We start from the raw sequence: 20,733 nt of genomic DNA, 5'->3' as shown, positions 1-20,733 counted from the left end.
ACGCCGTCGCGTTCGTCCCGTTCCTGTGCCTGGCCGTGACCATGATGCTCGGCGCACTCCTCGGCCCACCCGGAGCCACCGAACGCCGACGCGCCCGGGGCACCGCCGCAGTCGTCGCGATCATCGCCCTGATCGCCTGGAACTTCCTCTACTTCTACCCGATCCTCGCCGGCGAGACGATCGGCCGAAGCGCGTGGCTGGACCGCCTGTGGTTCGGCACCTGGATCTGAGCCGGCGAAGTAGCGCCGTCAGCGGGCCCCTTCGACATGGGCCGCCAGATTGGCCAGTGAGGAGGCGATCCCGGCCTCGTGTACCGCCTGATCGATCCCGGCCGGCACATCCGTGGCGGTGACGGTCACCTCGGTCCCCGCACCGGCGGCAGCGAGGTGCCAGGTCATCGTCATGGTTCCCGCGTACGCCGGATCGTCGGCCTCGAACACCGCCCGCTGCACCACACGTTCCGACGGCACCAGGTCGGCGAACGCGACGTCGACGACATCCGTCGCATCCGAGGTCTTGCCGGGGCCGTCGGTGGCGTCGAGGTAGGTGAGGACCATCCGAAACCCCCCACCGGGCCGGGGATCCCACCGCTCGATCCGCCCGCGCATACCGCTCGGCGGCAACCACGCCTCGAGGGATTCCCGGTCGAGGAGGGCACGATAGACGGCCGCCGGCGCCGCCGCGATCACCCGACTGACCCGATCGATCCTGTCCATGGCCCGAGTCCAAAGTTGCCGACCCGGCAGAGCATCCGGGCGATCACAACAGGCGGGTGGCGCGTAGGAGATTCCATACGGCCGTCACCCGGAAGCGGTCCTGGAAGGCCACGTACTCGGGTTCGCGCACGTGCGGGGCCCACTTGAGTTTGAAGGCTTCCTGGGTCCGCGCCGGGTACAGTTCGCGCCCACGCTTGGTCCCCTGTCGAAGCATCCACGCGAACAGGGGGGACGCGCTGGGGGGTTCGTGCTCGTCCGCGAGTCCGACGAACGGCGCGAGCCCGAGGTGGAGCCAGCCCGCGCCCTCCTCGGTGAAGGTGTTCAACGCCGTGAGGGTGATCAGTTCGTGGGTGCCGACGGGCGCCTGGGGGCGGCGGCGCGACAGGTCGCACAACCACCCCGGTCGACTTCCCCACGCGGGCGCGTACGTGATGTAGGCGACGACTTCCCCACGGTGTCGGGCCAGGAACGTACGGCGCAACCTCCGGCCGATTCCGCCGTGTTCGCCGACCATGAAGGACAGTTGCCGAACGAGTCGGCCCTTCTCGCGCAGCCACTCGCGGTCGATCCGCTCCAGGGTGTGTCGGTCGGGCACGTCGTCGGATCCCACCTCCGTGACGACGACCCCCTCCCGTCGGGCCCGGGAGACATTCTGCCGGACCTTGGCGAGGGGTTTGCCGCGCAGCGTGAAGCGGGACAGGTCGATGCCGTACGCGACGCCGAGTTGGTTCACCGCGAAGCCGCGGTCGGCGTAGAGCGCGATGTCGTGCGAGCGCAGCTGAACCGCGGTCAGCACCCTGCGCCGGCCGGGGCCGCGGTCGAGCGTGCGCAGGTATTCGTCGAGCAGCGCCCCTCGGTGCGCGGGCGCCGCAAAGGGTCCAGCGAACTGGAGGTGGTGGCGCCGCCCCGGCAAAAACGCGACGAGCCCCGGGACGCCGCTCCCGTAGTGGTGCCGCGTCCCGGCGTTGACCGCCAGGAAGGCACTCGGATGGTCGGCGTGCGCACGCAACATCCCGATCGGGTTCTGCCCGTCCGCCATGGCAACCGCGACCCCGGTCGCCGCCCCGGCGCCGCCGAGCGCGGACCCTCGGCTTCCGCCGGCCACGCCCCGCTGTACCGGCACCACGCCGCTGTCGCCGTCGCCGCCCTTCCCGTTCCCGCGATGCCGGTCGTTCCGGACGGAAGGCGGCTCTTCTGTGCCGAAGGTCATGGCTTCCCCAAGCTGAGGCGGTCGTGTCGCAGGGTCAAACGAGCCGTCCGGAGGTGCTGACACGCCTTCACCGCGAAAAGGCCGGGAGGTTCACTCGTTCCACGTCGCGTACGGGGCGACTTGGCGCAGGCGGACGCGCTCGGCGCGGCAGACCCGAGCAGTGACGGTGGGCGGGCCCCGAAAGGAACCCGCCCACCGCTACGACGTCGACCGTGGACCCGTGTCGGCTACGGCCGGTTCTCGACGGTGACCGACTCGGCGTCCGCGTGCACCACGAGATGGTGCCGCGTGTCCGGTTGGTCGGACAACCAGGCGATCCGGTTCTCCACGTCCACGACGACCCGGGCGGGATGTTCGCCGTGGGCCCGGGCCACGTGTTCGCGCATCGCCACCTCCTCCGCGTGCAGTCGGGCCGGGGCGCCGGCGGGCAGACCGTAGACGTAGGCCAGTCCGCCGGTGGGCCAGTCGGCCGTCTCCAGGACCGCCCGATCCAGTCGGCTTGCGCCGTCCACGACCTGGGACAGGCTCATCTTCGGCGCGGGTCGGCGTTCCAGGAGGAAGGCCCGCCGATCGGCGCCGGATTGCAGTTCCAGCACACTCGGCGGGGACACCATGCTGACGTTGCGGAACGCGGCGCACAGCCGATCCCCCGCCAGCACCTGGAAGTCGACGAACAGCAGATCGCCCTCGGATCCGCCCGGTCGGGCCTCCACGCGCAGTTGCCCCTCGGTGGGGAACGGGGCGAAGAGGTCCATGCGGACCAGGCCGTGCGGATACGGCACCACATTGGGCCCGACCTGCGGGTACGGCAGCCAGAACACCCGATCGGCGATGATGTGCGTCGCCGCGTCGAGCAGCCCGGGATGGGTGAACGTGCCGGGGACGGAACCCCGTTGCGCGTCCAGGATCCCGAAGGCGCCACCGCTGCCGTAGCCGACCTCGGTGAGGTAGCGGAAGGCCGGGCCGTGTGGCAACCGATGTGTGAGGTACGGCAGTTCGGCCGGCTGCGCATCCGCCAGCGGTGGCAGCGGAGCCGGCATTTCGGGCCGGTCGAACGTGATCGTCGCCTCGGCGACGAGTTCGAACCTGGACAGCGCCTCGTTCCGGGCCGGCCGCCACATCAGCAGGCTGACGTGCACGTCCCGGCCCCGATCGGCCATCGGCTCGACCCGGGTGAGCAGCCGGGTGGGGCTCACCACCGGGATCCAGCGCTGGAGGCGCAACTCCCGCAGGCCGGTGGCCCGCAGGCCGGTGTACGTACTCGCCGCCTGGAACAGGTGATCCACCGTGCACATCATCGGCAACACCGGCAATGTCCAGGTGGGACAGTGGTCCAGCACCCACGGATCGGCATCGGGACTGACCACGAACTCGCGTTCGGCCGGGCCCGGTTGCGGCTCCGGGACGAGCGCCGCGACCTCGGCGACCGGCTGGACCGGCTGGACCGGCTCGATCGGCGGGGCCGGCGGGATCGACGGCGTCGGCAGGGTCGGAGCGGCCGAGGCAACCGGAGCAACCGGTCCCGCCGAGTCCGCCACCAAGGCCTCCGTTTCCGCTCCATACGACTGTTGGAACGCGCCGGCGACTTCCAACAACGCCCGGGTCGCCTGCCGCTGAACCTCCAGGAACAGCAGGTGATTCTCATGCCGGGTGTTCATGAAATGCACATGCGACCTGCCGACGGCCCGCTGATGCGCACTGAGCGCGGTCGGCACCAGAGTCTCCTCGACCGAACCCACCGGCACGGACACCGGAACGGGAGCCGGAGCGGGAGCCGGAGCCGGAGCAGGAGCCACAACCGAACCAGGAGCGGGCCCCGGAGCCGCCACCGGCACGGCCACCGCAGCCGGAGCCGCCGCCGGGCCCGCACCTCCGCCGATCTCCGCCGCCGGCACCGCCCGAGCCGCGGGCAGCGTCACGAGTTCCCGCGCCGGCCGCGCGTCCTGAAGCCGAAGCACGGTCCTGAGGTCGAAGAACGCGATGCTGGACAACCGCCTGGCAGGCGTCGGCCCCTCCGCCCTTCGTCCCAGGGTCGCCACACCCGTCGCCGCCGGAGCCGTATCCCCGGCGCTCAGCAGGAGTTCGGCCGGAGGCGCACCCAGCGGGGCCACGGTCACCTTCGCCCTCGCCAACTCCGCCCGCGGAAACGCCTGTGCCCCCACGGCCGGCACGGTGCGGTGATACAGCGCCACCGCGGCGCACGCCACACTCAACAGCCCGGCCGCGCAGTGCGGACGACCGAACAGGCCGGAGGGATCCAGCCGGTCCGGCCGATCCGCCGGCGCCGACGAAGGATCGAGGTCGCCGACCACCAGGTCGACGGCGCCCGCTCCCGCATCGGCGCCGGCCTCGTTCTCGTCCTGCGGATCGATCAGGGCAAGGATGGGGTCGCCGTCCCGGCGCGCGTGGTCGAGCCGCTTGAGGGCCAGCACCACCGCCGCGTTCCCCTCGGCTCCGGGGAGCCCGAGATCGCGGACGACCGACCGATGCACCACCGTCGAGGCGAGGTCGACCGCGCCCACGAGCGCCGCGTCGCTCGCTCCGCTGCCGATCGCGTCGACCGCGAGGTCGAGCGCCCGGATCCCGGATGCCTCCTCCGCGCAGACCGCGACACTGGCGTCGGTCAGCCGAAGTTGCGCACTGATCCGGTTGGCGGCGATGTTGCCCAGGCCCCCGAGGGACCACGGCGGACAGTTCAACGGATCGGCGACCCGCTCCTCGGAGGATGCCGCGGCCGCCGCCGAGCGGCGCGCGTCCACGGTCGTACGGTTGTGCCAGACGGAGAACTCGGCGTGCACGGTCGCACTGCCGACACCCACGAGCACCATGGTGCGCTCGTCGGGCAGGGTCAGCGCGCGGGCGGCATCGCGCGCGGCCTCCAGGACCAGCAGGTGTTCCCCGGAGGTCTGCAGCATGTCGTTGGGCGGCATGCGCAGGCCGTCCACGCGCAGTTCCACCGTGCGCGGCGGCCGCAACCTCGGCTCACCGGTCAGCAGCGCCTCGACGAAGTCGCCGGTGGTGTCGCCGTCCCCGACGCGGGCGCCGAGGCCGACGATCGCCACTTGGTGCCGGCGGCGCGCGGCGGGGCCGGGCACGGCCACGCCGGGGAAGGAGGTCGCCGCCCGGTCGGCGGTGTCCCAGGCATCCACGACCAAGTGCGCATTGACCCCGCCGAACCCGAAGCCGCTGACCGCGGCCCGCCGCAGCCCCCGCCATTCCTCCGGCCCGGCCAGTGGCCGCAGCGGTGTGCCGCGCAGGGCCTCGTTGGCGTCGTCGGCACCGACGGTCGGCGGCAGTGTGCCGTGTTCCATCGCGCCCAGCACCTTGAGCAGCGCGGCCCCGGACGCGGCGGTGAGCGGATGGCCGAGGTTGCCCTTGACCGACCCGATCGGCAGATCCGTACGCTCCGCGAAGATCCGGGCCGCGCAGCCCAGTTCCACGGTGTCGCCGACCGCCGTGCCGGTGGCGTGGCACTCCAGCAGCGACACCGTCTTGGGGTCGATCCCCGCGGCCCGATAGGCCAGACTCATCGCGCGTTGTTGCTGACCGCCGTCCGGGACGAGCATGCCGCCCCGACCGCCGTCGTTGGTCGCCCCGATCCCACGGATCACGCCCAGCACGGGTACATCCGCGGCCAGCGCGTCCTCCAGCCGCATCAGGGCGACCATCGCGGTGCCCTCGGCGGGCACGAGGCCGTCGGCCTCCCGGTGGAAGGGCCGCGACCGCGCACTGGGGCTCAGTGCCCCGAGCCGGCCCATGCCGTGGCTGATGATCTCGGGCGCGCCGCCGTTCAGCGCCCCGGCGACCATCAGGTCCGCCTGCCGGAAGTGCAGCTTCCGGCAGGCGAGTTCGATCGCGTACAGCGCGGAGGCGCAGGCCGCCTCCAGGACCACCGCGCCGGCCCGCAGCCCGAAGGCCTGGGCCACGAGCTGCGCCGGCAGGCCGAAGCAGAATCGGCTCATCGGGATCGGCGAATGCCGGTCGTGCCGGGGCCACTCGGCCCGGACCTCGGCCGGCTGCGACCGCAGCCAGACGTCCTCGGCGTACGCGACCATCGACGTGGTCGGGCACGAGATGTTGCCCAGGACCAGGCCCGTGCGTCGGTGCAGCCCGAGCCGGTCGACCTCGGCGAGCGCCTGCCGGGTCGCGTGCACGACCCAGCGCACGGTCGGGTCCAGGCCCTTGATCTGCTCGGCGTCGATGGCCAGGCCGTACGGGTCGAAGCGCTCCTCGAACCCGGTGACGTGGCCGAACACCGTGCTCGCCGGGTCGGCCCCGCTCCACTCGGGCCCCGCCGTCGGGCGCCCGATGGAGAACGGGGTCAGCCGTACCGCGCCCGAGACCACGGTCTCCCACAATTCGGCGGGCGTGTGTGCTCCGGGCAGGACGCAGCCGCGTCCCACGATGGCGATTGCGGGGAAGTCCATGCCCCTCACGCGTCCGTCGAGATCAGCGCGGGCCGGGTCGCGGTGGACAGGTCCGGACGGTAGATCATCTCCACGCCGCCGAGCACGGCCAGGACCCGTTCCACGCCGTCCTGTTCGAAGGTGAGCCAGATGTCGCAGACCGCGTCGTCGGTGCCCTGCTTGACGCTGCGCACGGTGCACTTCACCGGTGTCGTCACGGCACCGGTCGACACCACGCGCACCTCACGGATGCCCATCGGCAACGACTGCACGCTGGCCGAGGACAGCACCCACAGGCAGGCCGCCTGGAGTGCGCCGTCCATCACGAGCGGGTCGGTCCGCCAGGTGTCCTGCGCCCAGCCGAGGTGCCGCGCCCCGATCAGGTCGCACGTCGCCCCGGTGGAATTCAGCCCGGTGATCGTGTCGATGGCGTGGAAGCTCGGGCCGTGGAAGAGCATCGCTCCGTCGTAGACGGCGCTGCCCGGGTGTACCTCGAAGTTCTCGTCGACGGGCTCCGCGGCCGGGGCGGTCAGCTTCGCCGCCTCGCCCGGACCTGCGAGGGCCGAGTAGTGCAGCGCGCCGTCGGGGCTCTTGAGTTCCAGGCGCAGCGTGGTGTCGGGGTGGGTGCCGTCGGGACGCACGTGCACCCGCAGTCGGGTCTCCTCCGTCCCGAACTTCTCCAGCGCGATGGTGCGCAGTACGCGCAGGTCGCGGACCAGGAGGGAACCGTTGTCCGGCAGCGCCTCGCGCGCGGCGGCGGCGAACCATTCGAGGACCAGCGCCACGGGCACCACGGGGCGTCCCGCGATGCTGTGGTCGATCAGGTACGGGTGGGTGTCGGCGCCGACGACGATCTCGGTGACGTCCGGTTGGTCGGTCGGGTCACCGGCGGGGGTGGCGGCGCCGGCGGCGATCGAGACGCAGGCCGGGCCGGGTTGTTCGAGTTCGGTCATGAACGCCTTGACGCCGGCGGCCTCTTCGAGGAGCGGGACGCCGAGCCGGCGGAAGTGCTCGGCGTGCGCCGGGGACACCATGCCGGCCGCCCACGGGCCCCAGGCGACGGCCTTGACCGTGGTGCCCGGGCGGTGCGCCGCCTCGGTCGCGGTGATCTGCTCCATGGCCTGGTTGGCCGCCGCGTAGTCGCACTGTCCGGCGGTGCCCAGTCGCGCGCTGACCGAGGAGAAGGCGCACACCAGGCGCACCGGGTCGTCGGCGGTCAGGTCGAGGAGGGTACGGAATCCGCGCACCTTCGTGTCGTAGACGGTGGTGAACTGGGCCTCCGTCTTGGCCACGATGTTGCTGTCGGCGATCACGCCGGCGGCGTGGATGACCCCGGTGATCGGGCCCCAGTCGCGGCGTACCTCGGCCAGCGCCTCGGCGACGCGCTCGCGGTCGGTGGCATCGGCGGTGACGTAGCGGGTCTCCGCGCCGGCGACGGCCAGCTCGTCCAAAGTGCTGCGGATCTCGCGGGAGGCGAGCACGCGGCCGGAGGCGACGGCGAGTTCGGCAAGGGTCGGGGTCGCGCCGGTGTGCTCGTCGCGGCGGCTGCCCAGGATCTGACGGATGGCGGTCTCGTCCGCGGCGCCGCGCAGTTCGTCGTCCTCGTCGACGGGGCGGGTCCGGCCCAGGAGCAGGAACTTCGGCCGGTGTGCGCGGGCCAGGGCGAACAGGCAGGACGCGGTGATGCCGCGGGCCCCACCGGTGACCACGACCACGGGGTCCGGCCCGAGGTCGAGCGGCCGGGGCGTGCCCATCGGCTCGGTGCTGCCGCGCAGCAGCGCGCGCGAACCATCGGCGGCCAGCGCGACGTCGGTGACGTCGTCGCCGCGCAGGAGTTCGGTGGCGATGGCCTGGGCGATGTCCTGCGGGACGCGCCCGGCCCGGTCGATGTCGATCGTCTTGATCGAGGCGTGGGCCCATTCGTTCGCGGCGGTACGGGCGAGCGCGGCGATGCCCGCGCAACCCTCGCGACCGCGCACGCCGGAGGTGCCGAACGCGCCGCCGGTGTCCTGGACGACGACCAGTACGCCGCCTCGGCGGTCCATCGCCGAGGCGATGGTGCGCAGGGTCGTGAAGACCTCGCGGGTGGGTGCGTCCGGGTCCTGCTCGGGGTCGATCCCGCGCAGGCCGGCGAGGGAGATCACGGCGGTGGAGTCCTCGGTCACGCGGTCGGTGACGGAGGCTTTGATGCCTTCGCGGCGCAGGGTCTCGGCCAGGCATTCGGCGACGCCGGTGCCGTCGTCGGTGATCAGCAGCGGTTGTTCGCGCAGGCCCTTGAGCGCGGCGCCGGCGGCGGCCTCGACGGGTACGAGGGTGGTGCCGGTGCGCAGGACCGTGAACTGCGGCGCCTCGTGCTTGCTCTGCGCGGGAATCTGCTCCTGCGGACGAGCGGCCGGCGCGGCGGGGGCGGTGACGGGCGCCTGGGGCGGCGCGGGGGTGGCGTCGGGGGTGCGCATCGAGGTGATCTTCTCGGCGATCGCCGCGATCGTACGCAACCGGGCCAGGTCGGCCGGATCCACGTCGGCCTCACCCGGGAAGTGGTCCCGCAACCGGGTCAGGATCTGCACCCGCTTGATCGAGTCCACACCCAGGTCCACCTCCAGATCCATGTCCGGCGTGAGCATCTCGACCGGATAGCCGGTCAACTCCGCCACGATCGCCAACGCCACGTCCGCACCGCTCTCCTGAACCGGAGCCGGGGCGGCGGCCGGCGCGGCGGCCGGCGCGGCGGCCGGAGCGGGAGCCGGCACCAGGGCCTGCGTCCGGGGCCGAGCCTGTGCGCCGGTACCGCCGGGGGTGCGCATCGAGGTGATCTTCTCGGCGATCGCCGCGATCGTACGCAACCGGGCCAGGTCGGCCGGATCCACGTCGGCCTCACCCGGGAAGTGGTCCCGCAACCGGGTCAGGATCTGCACCCGCTTGATCGAGTCCACACCCAGGTCCACCTCCAGATCCATCTCGGGCGTGAGCATCTCGACCGGATAGCCGGTCAACTCCGCCACGATCGCCAACGCCACATCCGCGCCACTCTCCTGAACCGGAGCCGGCGCCGGCGCCGGAACGGCGGCCGGAGCAGGGGCGGGAGCGGCGGCCGGAGCCGGGGCGGGCGCGGCCGCGAGGGCCGGTGCCTGGGTCGGGGCCGGGATCTGCGCCATCGCGGGGGGCGCCTGGACCACACTCTGGTGCGCGACGGGCGCGACCGGCGCGACCGGAGCCGGAGCAACCGGCGCCGCCGGCACGGGCGGCCGGGCCTGGGTGACCGGAGCCGGCGCCTGGTACGCCGTCGGCATCGGCGGCGCGGGGCTGATCTCCAGAGCCGGCGGCCGGGCCTCCAGCGCGCGCGGGCCCGGGGCGATGGGCGCCGGCATCTCGACCGGGGCGTGCGTCGGCGCGGCCGCGGCTCGCGGCTCGGCTCCGGGCCGCCAGGCCATCAGCGCGTCGAGCGAGGTCTTGGCCAGGTCCAGGTAGGAGGCGTGACTGGCCGAGGTCGTGCTCTGGTACGCGCTGTGCGCGTCGCCCGCCTGGCGCTGGACCTCCAGGAACGCGTGCAGCCAGGCGCCGGAGGCGGTCACCGGCGACCAGGTGGACCCGGACGAGGTGACGTCGTGCGTCGTCGGTTCCGCGGCCGGCGGGTCGTAGCGCACCGGCACGGCGGGGGCCGGCTGTACCGGAACGGGCGCCGGTACATAGGCGGGCGCCGGTGCCGGCGCCGGTGCGGCGGCCGCGAACTGTGCAGGAGCCGCAGGGGCAACCGGAGCCGCGGGCGCAGCCGCGACCGGCGGCGCCGCCTGCACCCGAGCCGGCGGAGCCGCCTGCGTGACGGCGAGCGGCGCCGGCGGCATCGGCCGCGCGGCGGCGGCCGGCGGCGCCGGGCTCGTCGTCGCGGCGGCCGGCGGGAACCCGGTGCCCGACTGGTGGACCACGGGCACGGCGGGGGTGCTCTCGCGGTGGCCCACATCGGGGTTGGGACCGGAGATGGGGATGGTCATACCCGTCCTTGTCAGCGATGGCGAAGGAGCGCTCGAGGTGAACGAGGCCCACAGCGGGGCGAAGTCCAGGGGGCGACCGGCGACGGCCAGGGCGCCCAGGACGCGGTGCAGTGCGGTGAGTCCGGATCCCCGGGTCTGGTCCGCGCTCAGCGCGAGGTGGGGCCGGTCCGTGAGGATCCTGCCGACCAGGCCGGTGAGTACGGTGCCCGGGCCGGCCTCGACGAACGTACGGACGCCGTCGTCGTGCATGGCCAGGATCATGTCGGCGAACCGCACGGAGGAGGTCACGTGATCGTGCAGCACGGTGCGGATCGCGGACGCCTCGCCGGGATACGGCCGGGCGTCGGCGTTGCCGTAGACGGCCATGCGCGGCGTCGCGAACTCGTACCGCTCCAGGGTGGGCCGCCACCCGGTGGTCGCGGACTGGAGCAGCGGGCTGTGGAAGGCGCAGGAGACGGCGAGCCGTTGGGTCCTGAGCCCCTGCTCCAGCGCGCGCTTGTCCACCTTGACGATCGCGGATTCCGCGCCCGAGACGACGTGCTGCGTCGGGGAGTTGTAGTTCGCGACCCAGGCTCGGCGGATGCCGCGGACCAAATCGTCGGCCTCCTTCGCGGAGGCGGTGACGGCGAGCATTGCGCCCGACACCTTGCCCGCGTCGCGCAGGAGTTCCCCGCGGGCCCGGGCCAGGGCCATCAGGGTGTCGTCGTCGTAGACGCCGGCCGCGTGCAGCGCGGAGAGTTCGCCGAAGCTGTGCCCCGCCACGCAGTCGGGTTCGAAGCCGACCGCGCCCAGGATCTCCCGCATCGCCAACGCGTGGGCGGCGAGCGCCGGTTGCGCGCATTCGGTGGCCTTGAGCCGTTCGGACTGCGCGCGTTCGCCGGCCTTGTCCACGGCCGGCGGCGGGAAGACGAGGCGGTGCAGCGGGTGTCCGTCGATCTCGAAGCCGGCCAGCCGGTCCCACGCGGCGAGCGCGAGCGGCTGGTGCAGCACGACGTCCATGCCCATTTCGGGGTACTGACTGCCCTGTCCCGGGAACAACAACGCGATCTTGTCGGTCGAGGCGGGACCGCACGCGTAGCGCACACCACCGGGCGTGTGGAAGGCCGCCCGAGCGTCGGCCGCGATCCGGCTCCGCGCGTCGGCCGCCTGGGCCCGGAGGTCGTCCTCGTCGCGAACGACCAGGCACAGCCGGTGCGTCGCCCCGGCGTCGAAGGCGAGTTGGGTGCGGCGCGCCAGGTCGGCCGGCGGCGCGGTGTCCGCGGCCAGCGCGTCCAGCGCCGTGACCAGCGCGGGGCCGGAATCGGCGCTCAGCAGCAGCAGTTCGCTGGGCGCGCTGCGGGTGTACCGCTCGCCCGCCGCGGCGGTTTCCGCCGTGCGGTGCTCTTCGAGGGTGACGTGGAAGTTGGTTCCGCCGAACCCGAAGCTGGAGACCGAGGCCCGCCGCGGGTGGTCGGTGCCGCGGATCCAGGGCCGGGTCCGGGTGCTCAGGTAGAAGGGGCCCTTCTCCAACTCCAGGGAGGGATCGGTACGGTCGGCCTTGATCGTGGGCGGCAGGATCCGGTGGTGCAGGGCCAGGGCGGCCTTGGCCAGTCCGACGGCGCCGGCGGCGGTCCGGGTGTGGCCGATCTGCGACTTCACCGATCCCAGCGCGCAGCGCGCGATGTCGGCCGGGTCGCCCGTGCCGAACACCTCCTGCAGGGCGGTGACTTCGGCGGTGTCGCCGGCCTTGGTACCGGTGCCGTGGGCCTCGATCAGCTCCACCGTCGCGGGGCTGTAGCCCGCGCTGGCGTAGGCCCGGCGCAGCGCGCGGACCTGTCCGGCGACGGCGGGGGCGTAGATCGAGGATCCGCGTCCGTCGGAGGAGGTGCCCACGCCGCGGATCACCGCGTAGATCCGATCGCCGTCGCGTTCGGCGTCGGTCAGGCGCTTGAGCATGACCATGGCCACGGCCTCGCCCAGGAGGGTGCCGTCGGCGTCGGCGGAGAAGGGCCGGCACTCGCCCGACGGGGACAGCGCCGGGGTCTTGCTGAAGCAGGTGAACCCGAAGGCGTCGCACAGCGGGTCCACGCCACCGGTGATCATCATGTCGGCGCGGCCGAGGGTGAGTTCGTCGATGGCGGCACTCATCGCGGACAGCGAGCTGGCGCAGGCCGCGTCGGTGGTGTAGTTGCTGCCGTGCAGGTCGAAGTGGCGGGCGACGCGGCCGGCGATGACGTTGGTGAGCATGCCGGGGAAGGAACTCTCCTTCCATACCGGATACGAGGCGGCGATGGCCTCGCACAGTTCGTCGGCCTTGGCCTCGGGCACGCCGCGCGCGAGCATGACCCGGCGCCAGGTGGGCCGCTGGGACCGGAAGGACATGCGAAAGGCCAGCTCGGTGGGGCTGGCTCCCAGGATGATGCCGGTGCGTTCTCGCATCGTCTCGGACGGGCCGTCGTCGCCGCAGGCGTCGCGCAGGACTCGTTCGGCCGCGACCAGGCTCAGCAGTTGTGCGGTGTCGGTGGCGTCGATCGTGGACGGTGGGGTGCCGAAGGCCAGCGGGTCGAACGCCACCGGCGACATGAACGCCCCGCGCTTGCCGTAGGTCTTGTCGGGGGCGGTGGGGTCGCTCGAATAGTGATCGCTGATGAGCCAGTGGGTGTCCGGCACGTCTCGGATGAGGTCACGGGCGTGGACCACGTCGCGCCAGAACCCGCCGACGTCCGAGGAACCGGGCAGCAGGGTGCTCAGGCCGACGACGGCGATGGGTGGTTGGGAGGGACGGGAACTCTCGGGCACGGGACTCCTTGCCTTATGCGAGTCAGAGGAGTTCATGGGCGTGGACGGTGAACGCCTGGGGGGGCAGGTCGACACCGTGGCTGCGCAGTTGCTGCGCGCGGGTGAGCACCGTCGCGCCTTCCATGAGATTGCGGGCGATCTGCACCACGGACAGGTTCGCGGGATCGGCGAGGAATCCGTCCTTGCGCCAGTCGTTGAACGCGCCGACCGCGGGGCCGCACCAGATCTGGTAGTCGACGCTGCGGTCGGCGACCCCGGTGGTCGCCCAGGTGCTGGACATGCCCAGGTACCAGCGGAACACCAGCGCCATGCGGTGTTTGCCGTCCACGGCCGCGCGGTCGGCCTGCGCGGGTTCCCTGGTGCGCCAGAACTCCTCGGTCTGGGCCCACACCTGCGCCACCGGCTGACGGAACATCTCCCGTTCGAGTCGGGCGATTTGGGCCGGCGGGATGTCCTCCAGCGACTCGTGGTCGCGGTACAGCTGGAAGAGCCTGGAGGCTCGGGCGGCGAACATCGTGCCGCGGCTGAGGACCTGCACCTTCGAGCCCATCTCGAACATGTCCGCGGACGGCGCCATGGCCACGTCCATCGTGTCCGCGGCCTGGAGCATCGTGCGGGCCCGGTCGGAGGTGTCGGCCTCCAGGCTGAGCTGGTTGACCGATCCGGTCACCACGTACGCGGCGCCCATCGCGAACGCGGCGGCGACGGCGTGCGGGGTGCCCAGGCCGCCGGCCGCGCCGATCCTGGTGCGCGGCGTGATGCCGTGTCGGTGGGCGACGGTGTCGCGCAGGGCCAGGATCTGCGGGAGCGCGGTGGACAGCGGCCTGCCGTCGGTGTGCCCGCCGCTGTCGGACTCCACGGTCAGGTCGTCGACCATCGGCACTCGGGCGGCGAGGGCCACCTCGTCGGCGGTCAACAGGCCCTGGGCGAGCAGTTCGTGCAGCAGCTCGGGGGGTGCCGGTGCGAGGAACTGTTCGGCCACCTCGGGCCGCGAGACCTTGGCCATCATCATCCGGGGACGCACGATCCGGCCGTCGGCGCGCATCTGCAGGCCCGCCGCGCAACAGTGCACGAGGGCGCGGGTGACCTTGCTGAACGCCGAGACCGACACGCACCGCACGCCGTGTCGGATGGCGAGGGCGGCGACCTCGTCCTCCCACACGGGCGAGTGCGGGTTGTGGATGATGTTCACCCCCCACGGGGCGTGTTCGGGCAGCCTGTGGCGCAGTTCCTCGATCGCCCGACGCACCGCGTCGATCGGCAGTCCGGCCGCTCCGAAGATGCCGAGCAGGTCGGCGCGCGCCATCGCCTCGACCATGGCGATGCCCGCGATGCCCTGCGCCATCTCACCGGCCACGTAGGGGAATCGCACGCCGTGGTCGGTGGTGAACGAACGATCCCCGAGCCATTCGGGATACAACGGGGAGAGTGTGCCGACGACTTCGCAGCCGTCGACGGGCGCGTCACCCAGGACGGCGCCGGTCACGGAGTCGGACAGGCGCCGAACGATCGTGGCCATGCTCCGCGGTTGGCGAAGCACGGCCAGGAGACCGTCGGCGGTGGGATCCGACACGTCACGACGAGGTGATGCCTGCAGTCCGATGGTCATGAACGGTTTCTCCTGTGGCCTTTCGGAAAGGGTGTCGGACTCGGGTTTCGTCGACCGTCAGAGAATCCCGTGCGTGCCGGCCAGGAGATAGGCCATGTCGACGGTCGTCCGGGAACAGGGTCCGCCCAGGACGCGGCGCGCGTTGCGGTCGTCGAAGACCCGCGTGTGCCGAAAGTACGCGGCGAACCCGGCGTAGCTGTGAAAGCGCTGCTCGGCCGGGGAGAGCCTTTCGGGCAGCTCGGGCCGGAGGACGATGCGGATCGGGGCAAATTTCTCGAAGAGTTCGATGAGCGTCGTGGCGGAGACGTCGTCCGGGTGGACGATGTGGTATGTCTCCGCGTCCGTGGACCGGTGTTCCGCGGCGATGCTCACGATGGCCTTCGCGGCGTCCTCGACGGGGAGGCAGTTCAGCCGCGCGTCGGCCTGGCCCTGCATGTGGATGACCGGCCGCAGACCTCGTGGAATGGAGAGTCCGGCGATGCCCCTTTCGATCGTCGACGCACGCAGCAGCGCGCTGATGGTCTGAAAGGGGTGCGCCGGGAGTCCCGGGGTCGGCGGCCGGTCGGTGAGGAGAATGCTGGGTCGCATGACCAGCGCCGGCATTCCGTTTTCCCGGGCCCATCGGCCGACCAGGGATTCGGCGTCGCACTTGGACCGCTCGTATTCGTTCTCGAAGCCGTAGGCGTCGATCAGGTCGGCTTCGGCGACGGTGCCCGAGCGTCGGGCGCCGGCCACGAACGCGGTGCTGACATGGCAGAACGGCGCGCCGTGTGGGCTCCTTGCGGCGATGTCGAGGAAGTTTTGCGTTCCGTTGACATTCACCGGCCGGATCGCCCGGGCACCGGTGTTGAGATCGATGTTTCCGGCACTGTGGAGGAACATGTCGGCGCGCCGGACGAGTTTTTCCACCCGGTCGTCGGGGAGGCCGAACAGGGGACGCTCGATTTCGATGTCCAGTTCGTCGGCGCGGCGACGAAATTTCCGAATGAAATCCGGTGTCTCGCCCAGTCGACCGAGGGCATGCGAGATTCGGTCGATGGCGCTCGTACTGCTGCGACGCGAGAGCAGCATGACGGAGCAATTCCGATTCACGAGTTCACGAACGAGCCGCAGACCCAGGAAACCGGTGCCTCCGGTCAATACAACCTGCACGGTCTCATTCCTCTTCTCGTGGAACCGATGGCCGGCTATTGCGACGTCGATACTATCCATGCGCGGGCGCTGGAAAAGTCCACGCCCCGGCGCGGGAAGTCAGATTCACCGGTATGGGCTAGTTCCGAGCCGGGGTGTCGATGGGCATATTTGTCCACTCACTCGCCGGCCGGAACCATCCGATTCTTATACATACGATTTATTGCGGTGCGGCGGCCCTGGCGGGCAATAACGAGCTGTGGTCCGTATGCGCGGTACCCTCGCTTGCGGTGCGAACAATTCCGCCGAATATCCGTGGACGCGGCGGACCGTCGCGACAGGATTCGCCCCTGCCCGGCCGCCCGACGCGATGGCGGCCCGGAGTTCGCCATGCCCGCGTCCGAGCCCGTGTTCCCCGCACCCGAGCCCGGTTCACGGGCGTCCTCGCCCATCGCACAGACGACGTCGTCCTGGGAGGACACACAATGCTCGACACCATCCCGGTCCCACCTCCCGAACACGAGACGCCGGATCCGCCCGGCGACCCGTTGGGCCGCCTCGCCGGGCTGTGCGTACGGCACCGCCGCCCGCTCCTGGCCGGCGCGCTGATCGTCCTGCTCCTGGCCGCCGTCGTGGTCGCCGGCGCAAAGGACCGCTGGTCCAACGGCGGTTTCACCGCGACGGGGACCCGGGCCGCGGAGGCCGAGCGGGTCGCCGCCCGATACGGGGCCGACGCCGCGGACCTGGTGTTCTACCTCCGCGCCGACAAGCCGGTGGACGACGCCGAGGTCGCCGAGGCGGGCCGGCGGATCACCGCGCTGGTCGCGGGCCGACCGGGCGTGGACGCGGCGCAGTCCTACTGGACCACCAACTCCCCCCTGTTGCGCTCGCGCGACGGCAAGGGCGCGCTGATCCGCGTCGACCTGGCCGGGAGCGAACGCGACGGCGCGGTCGCCTCGCGCGCCCTGGTCCCCGCCGTGCGCAAGGCGGCGGCCGGTCTGCGAGTCGACGCCACCGGACCCGCGTGGTTGAACGCGCAGGCCACCGACGAGTCCGAACGCGACCTCGAACGCGGGGAGTTGCTGGCGGCGCCGCTGACCATGATCATCCTGTTGCTGGCGTTCGGATCGTTGACCGCGGCGGCGATCCCGCTCGCCATCGGCGCGGTCTCCGTGGCCGGGGCCCTGGCCGTCCTGGCCACACTGACCCTCACGATGCCGATCACCGTGTTCGCGATCAACATCTGCGCGGCACTGGGCTTCGCCCTGTCCGTCGACTACGCCCTGTTCATCGTGACCCGCTATCGCGAGGAACTCTCCCGGGGCGTCGAGTCGCGCCGGGCCATCGTGCTGAGCATGGCCACCGCCGGGCGGGCCGTGCTGTTCTCCGCGGCGACGGTGGCGCTGTGTCTGTCCGCGCTGTTCGTCTTCCCGCTGGAACTGCTGCGCTCGTTGGCGTGGGCATCGATCCTGGTGGTGGGCATCTCCTCGCTGACGTCCCTGCTCGTACTGCCCGCGCTCCTGGCCGTGTTGGGGCCGCGCCTGGATCGACTGGACCCGTTCCGCCGCTTCCGACGCGGGCACGGACGGGTGGGCGGCGGCAGCCCCGCCTGGCGTCGCATCGCCACGCTCGCCACCGCCCGACCGATCCTGTGCGGAGGCACCGCCGCGGCCCTCCTTCTGATCTTGGCGCTGCCCTTCCTGCACGCGCGATTCACCACCATCGACGAGAAGATCCTGCCGACGAGTTCCGAACCGCACCGCGCGGCGCAGCTGTTGCGCAGCGACTTCGTCGACCCGCCCGAGCGGATCATCCCGGTGATCCTGCCCCGGGCGAACGCGGCGACCGACGCCCCGGCGATCGACGCCTACGCCCGACGGTTGTCCGCGCTGCCCCATGTCGCGCACGTGATCGCCGACACCGGCGACTACCGCGCGGGACTCCCCCTTCGGACATCGGAGTTGCCGGCCGCGCAGCCGGAAGAGGCCGCCGCCGACGGTACGACGAGCGTGATCGTCCGCCCGGCCGCGCCGCCGGAGCCGGCCCGCCCCGCCGTCGTGGGCAGCGTGCTGCGCGTGGTCGGCACGCACGACAGCCAGTCGCCCGACACGGTCGCGCTCGTGGACCGGTTGCGCACCCTGCCCGCGCCGCAGCCCCACCTGGTCGCGGGCAAGGCGGCCGAGTTGACCGACACCAAACACACCCTGCGCGAGGCACTCCCCTACGGCGCAGCGATCATGCTGGTCGGCACCCTGGTCATGCTCTTCCTGTTCACCCGCAGCGTTTTGGTGCCGATCAAGGCGGTCGTGATGGGCCTGCTCAGCATGACCGCGAGCCTGGGGGCCATCGTCTACGTCTTCCAGGACGGTCATCTGCGGTGGCTGGTCGGCGACTTCACCACCGACGGCACGCTGGAGACCACGATGCCGCTGCTGACCCTGGCCATCGCCTTCGGCATCTCCGTGGACTACGAGGTCTTCCTCCTCGCCCGCATCAAGGAGGAGTTCGTCCGCACCGGCGACAACACCCGGTCGATCGTCTTCGGAATCGAGCACACGGGTCGACTGTTCACCGCGGCGGCGCTGATCGTCGCCGCCACCATGGTCGCGCTGACCATGTCCCACGTCACCCTGCTCAAGACCGTCGGCGTCGGCCTCGCGGTCGCGGTCGTGGTGGACGCCACCGTCGTCCGCGGCGTGCTGGTACCCGCCCTGATGCGACTCACCGGCCGGGCCAACTGGTGGGCACCGTCGTGGTCGTTGCCGCGACGCCCCCGCGACACCGGCGCGAAGTTGCCCGACGCCCGTACGGAGGCCGGCCCCGAACTCGTCGGCCAAGCGGCCGACTCCGCCGCCGACGGGGTCGACCGACCCGCTGGCTGAACGCCCTCGCCGGTGCCGGGTCGAAACGGCAAATCGTCCGACCCACAAGGCTGTTCGGATATCACGTGCCGGAACTCGGTCCATTACCCGTTCGGGCGATCGTGTTTCCGGCCGAGCTCCCCCGAGGGCATAGAGTTTCCGCGATCGGCCGGCATTCGCCGAACGCAACCGACCCCCGCCTTTTCGCGTAGTTCGCGTAGGACGAATCGAGAATCGCCTGTGGAATCCATCTGCCGCCCGCTCGGCACTCGCTCTCCGCGTCCGGACCTGGTCACCTATACACCGCGACCGCACGCGCCGGTACGGATGTTCACCATCCCCTATGCCGGCGCGGACGCGACGATGTTCGCGCCGTGGGTGGATTATCTGCCGGATTCGGTCGAGGTGACGGCCGTACGACTTCCCGGTCGCGGCGCACGTACGGGCGAGGTGTCACTCACCGATCCGGCGCAATTGAGCGCGATGGTCGCGGAACTCGTGCTCGAATCCGACGACGGCCGGCCGTACGTCTTCTTCGGCCACAGCATCGGCGCGATGATCGCCTTCGACACCGTGCGCGAGCTGCGCCGATGCGGTCACCGGATGCCGTCGTTGCTGGCCCTGTCGGCCGTGCCGCCGCCGCAGGGCGGCGCGTTCGCGCGCGCGTGCCAGCCGATTCTGATCTCGGACCAGCCCTGGCGGCAACTGGGACTGACCGACCTGCTGCCGCCCGAGGTGTTTCGCGACCAGGGCTCGATGGCGGCCTTCGGGCCGCCCATGATGGCCGACCTCCTGTTGGCCCTCCAGCACCGGTACGTCCACGAGGCGCCGTTGGATTGTGTGTTGAGTGTCTTCGGCGCCCGTGACGACACCCTGGTCGCGGTGGAATCACTGTCGAATTGGCAGGAACAAACGACACGGCCGCTGCGACTGCGCACCTATCCCGGCGGCCATCTGTACGTGCACGAGGCATTGCCGAGCCTGCTGACCGATCTCTCCACCGATCTGCGCTCCACCGTCGGCGCCTTCTCCTGAATTTCGCAGCCGATGTCCCCTCATCCACGTGCGGTCGAGTTTTTGGAGTGAACCCGTGATTCGAGACTACGCAGGACGCGTGTGCACGGTGACGGGAGCCGCCTCCGGAATCGGACAGGCACTCGCGTTCGCCCTCGCCGAACACGGCGCGCGGTTGGCCCTCGCCGACGTCGACGCGGAGGGCCTGGACGCAACCGCGCGGCGGGCCGAGGAGTTGGGCGCGAAGCAGGTGCACGTCGACGTGGTCGACGTCGCGCGGCGCGAGCAGGTGCAGGACTGGGCGGACAACACCGCGGAGCGCTTCGGCCAGGTCAACCTGGTGATCAACAACGCCGGGGTGGCGTTGACCGCGAGCGTCGACGAGATGGAGTGGGCCGACTTCGAATGGATCATGGGCGTCAACTTCTGGGGTGTGGCCCACGGCACGAAGTCCTTCCTCCCGCACCTGCGCCGCGCCGATCCGGCGCGCGGCGCCCATCTGGTCAACGTGTCCTCCTCGTTCGGGCTGTTCGGGATGCCCGAGCGCAGCGCCTACTCCGCGACCAAGTACGCCGTGCGGGGCTTCTCCGAGTCCGTACGCAACGAACTGCGCCGTGAGGGCAGCGCGGTCGGGGTGACCACCGCGTATCCCGGCGGGATCAGGACCTCCATCGTGCGCAACTCGCGGGCGGCGCAGAGCACCGACCGGGCCGAGGTCGTGGCGGTGCACGACTCGTTGTCCAGGACCTCGCCGGAGCACGCGGCGCGCGTGATCCTCGGCAGCGTCCGCAAGCGCCGCACCCGCGTGTGCATCGGCCTCGACGCGAAGGTCATGGACCTGGGAACCAGGCTGCTGGGCTCCGCGTTCGAACCGGTCGTACACGCCTCGATCGAACGGGCACGGGCAAAGGTCGTGCGCCAGGCGGCCCCGCGGTCCTGACCCGGCGAAGCCGCACGACCTCCGGTAAAGCACGTCGGGCAGGTCAGAAAGCAAGGAAAACAGCGGGCGACCGTTCCGC

At 71.6% G+C, this 20,733-nt stretch carries 9 protein-coding genes and 1 pseudogene; 4 read left to right on the top strand and 6 right to left on the bottom strand.

Annotated features, from left to right (window positions below; genetic code table 11):
- A pseudogene (locus tag ACWGR4_RS47175) lies at positions 1-230 on the top strand (phospholipid carrier-dependent glycosyltransferase); the annotation flags it as partial.
- 18 nt (positions 231-248) lie between these two features.
- Here the strand turns inward: ACWGR4_RS47175 and ACWGR4_RS47170 are convergent.
- The 6 genes from ACWGR4_RS47170 to ACWGR4_RS47145 all read right to left on the bottom strand — a co-directional run bounded on the left by ACWGR4_RS47170 (position 249) and on the right by ACWGR4_RS47145 (position 15,920).
- On the bottom strand, positions 249-716 hold the full coding sequence (locus tag ACWGR4_RS47170) for an SRPBCC family protein (protein ID WP_452133840.1): 468 nt from the start codon (positions 714-716) through the stop codon (positions 249-251).
- Between the two features lie 43 nt (positions 717-759).
- Entirely contained in the window at positions 760-1,926 is a 1,167-nt protein-coding gene (locus ACWGR4_RS47165; protein ID WP_452133841.1) for a phosphatidylglycerol lysyltransferase domain-containing protein, read from the bottom strand.
- A 227-nt stretch (positions 1,927-2,153) separates the two neighbouring features.
- The gene (locus ACWGR4_RS47160; RefSeq protein WP_452133842.1) at positions 2,154-6,353 is read right to left on the bottom strand and encodes a hotdog fold thioesterase; all 4,200 of its coding nucleotides are present in this window, start codon (positions 6,351-6,353) and stop codon (positions 2,154-2,156) included.
- Between the two features lie 5 nt (positions 6,354-6,358).
- A complete protein-coding gene (locus tag ACWGR4_RS47155) occupies positions 6,359-13,099 on the bottom strand; it encodes an SDR family NAD(P)-dependent oxidoreductase (RefSeq protein WP_452134344.1) in 6,741 nt (2,246 codons plus the stop codon).
- 22 nt (positions 13,100-13,121) lie between these two features.
- On the bottom strand, positions 13,122-14,708 hold the full coding sequence (locus tag ACWGR4_RS47150) for a PfaD family polyunsaturated fatty acid/polyketide biosynthesis protein (RefSeq protein WP_380002102.1): 1,587 nt from the start codon (positions 14,706-14,708) through the stop codon (positions 13,122-13,124).
- Positions 14,709-14,765: 57 nt separating this feature from the next.
- Positions 14,766-15,920, bottom strand: a complete 1,155-nt coding sequence (locus ACWGR4_RS47145; protein WP_380002104.1) for an SDR family oxidoreductase — start codon at positions 15,918-15,920, stop codon at positions 14,766-14,768.
- Between the two features lie 404 nt (positions 15,921-16,324).
- On the opposite strand from ACWGR4_RS47145, the gene ACWGR4_RS47140 reads away from it, so the two are divergent.
- The 3 genes from ACWGR4_RS47140 (at position 16,325) to ACWGR4_RS47130 (ending at position 20,654) form a co-directional block, all read left to right on the top strand.
- A complete protein-coding gene (locus ACWGR4_RS47140; RefSeq protein WP_452133790.1) occupies positions 16,325-18,721 on the top strand; it encodes an MMPL family transporter in 2,397 nt (798 codons plus the stop codon).
- A 219-nt stretch (positions 18,722-18,940) separates the two neighbouring features.
- Positions 18,941-19,735 (top strand): thioesterase II family protein, encoded by a 795-nt coding sequence (locus tag ACWGR4_RS47135; protein ID WP_380002108.1) that lies wholly within the window; start codon positions 18,941-18,943, stop codon positions 19,733-19,735.
- A 55-nt stretch (positions 19,736-19,790) separates the two neighbouring features.
- Positions 19,791-20,654: an SDR family NAD(P)-dependent oxidoreductase gene (locus ACWGR4_RS47130; protein WP_452133789.1), complete on the top strand. Its 864-nt coding sequence runs from the start codon at positions 19,791-19,793 to the stop codon at positions 20,652-20,654.
- The last annotated feature ends 79 nt before the right edge of the window (positions 20,655-20,733 follow it).

It is taken from the genome of Embleya sp. NPDC055664, assembly GCF_053618075.1.
This window is presented reverse-complemented; position numbering and strand designations above follow the sequence as displayed.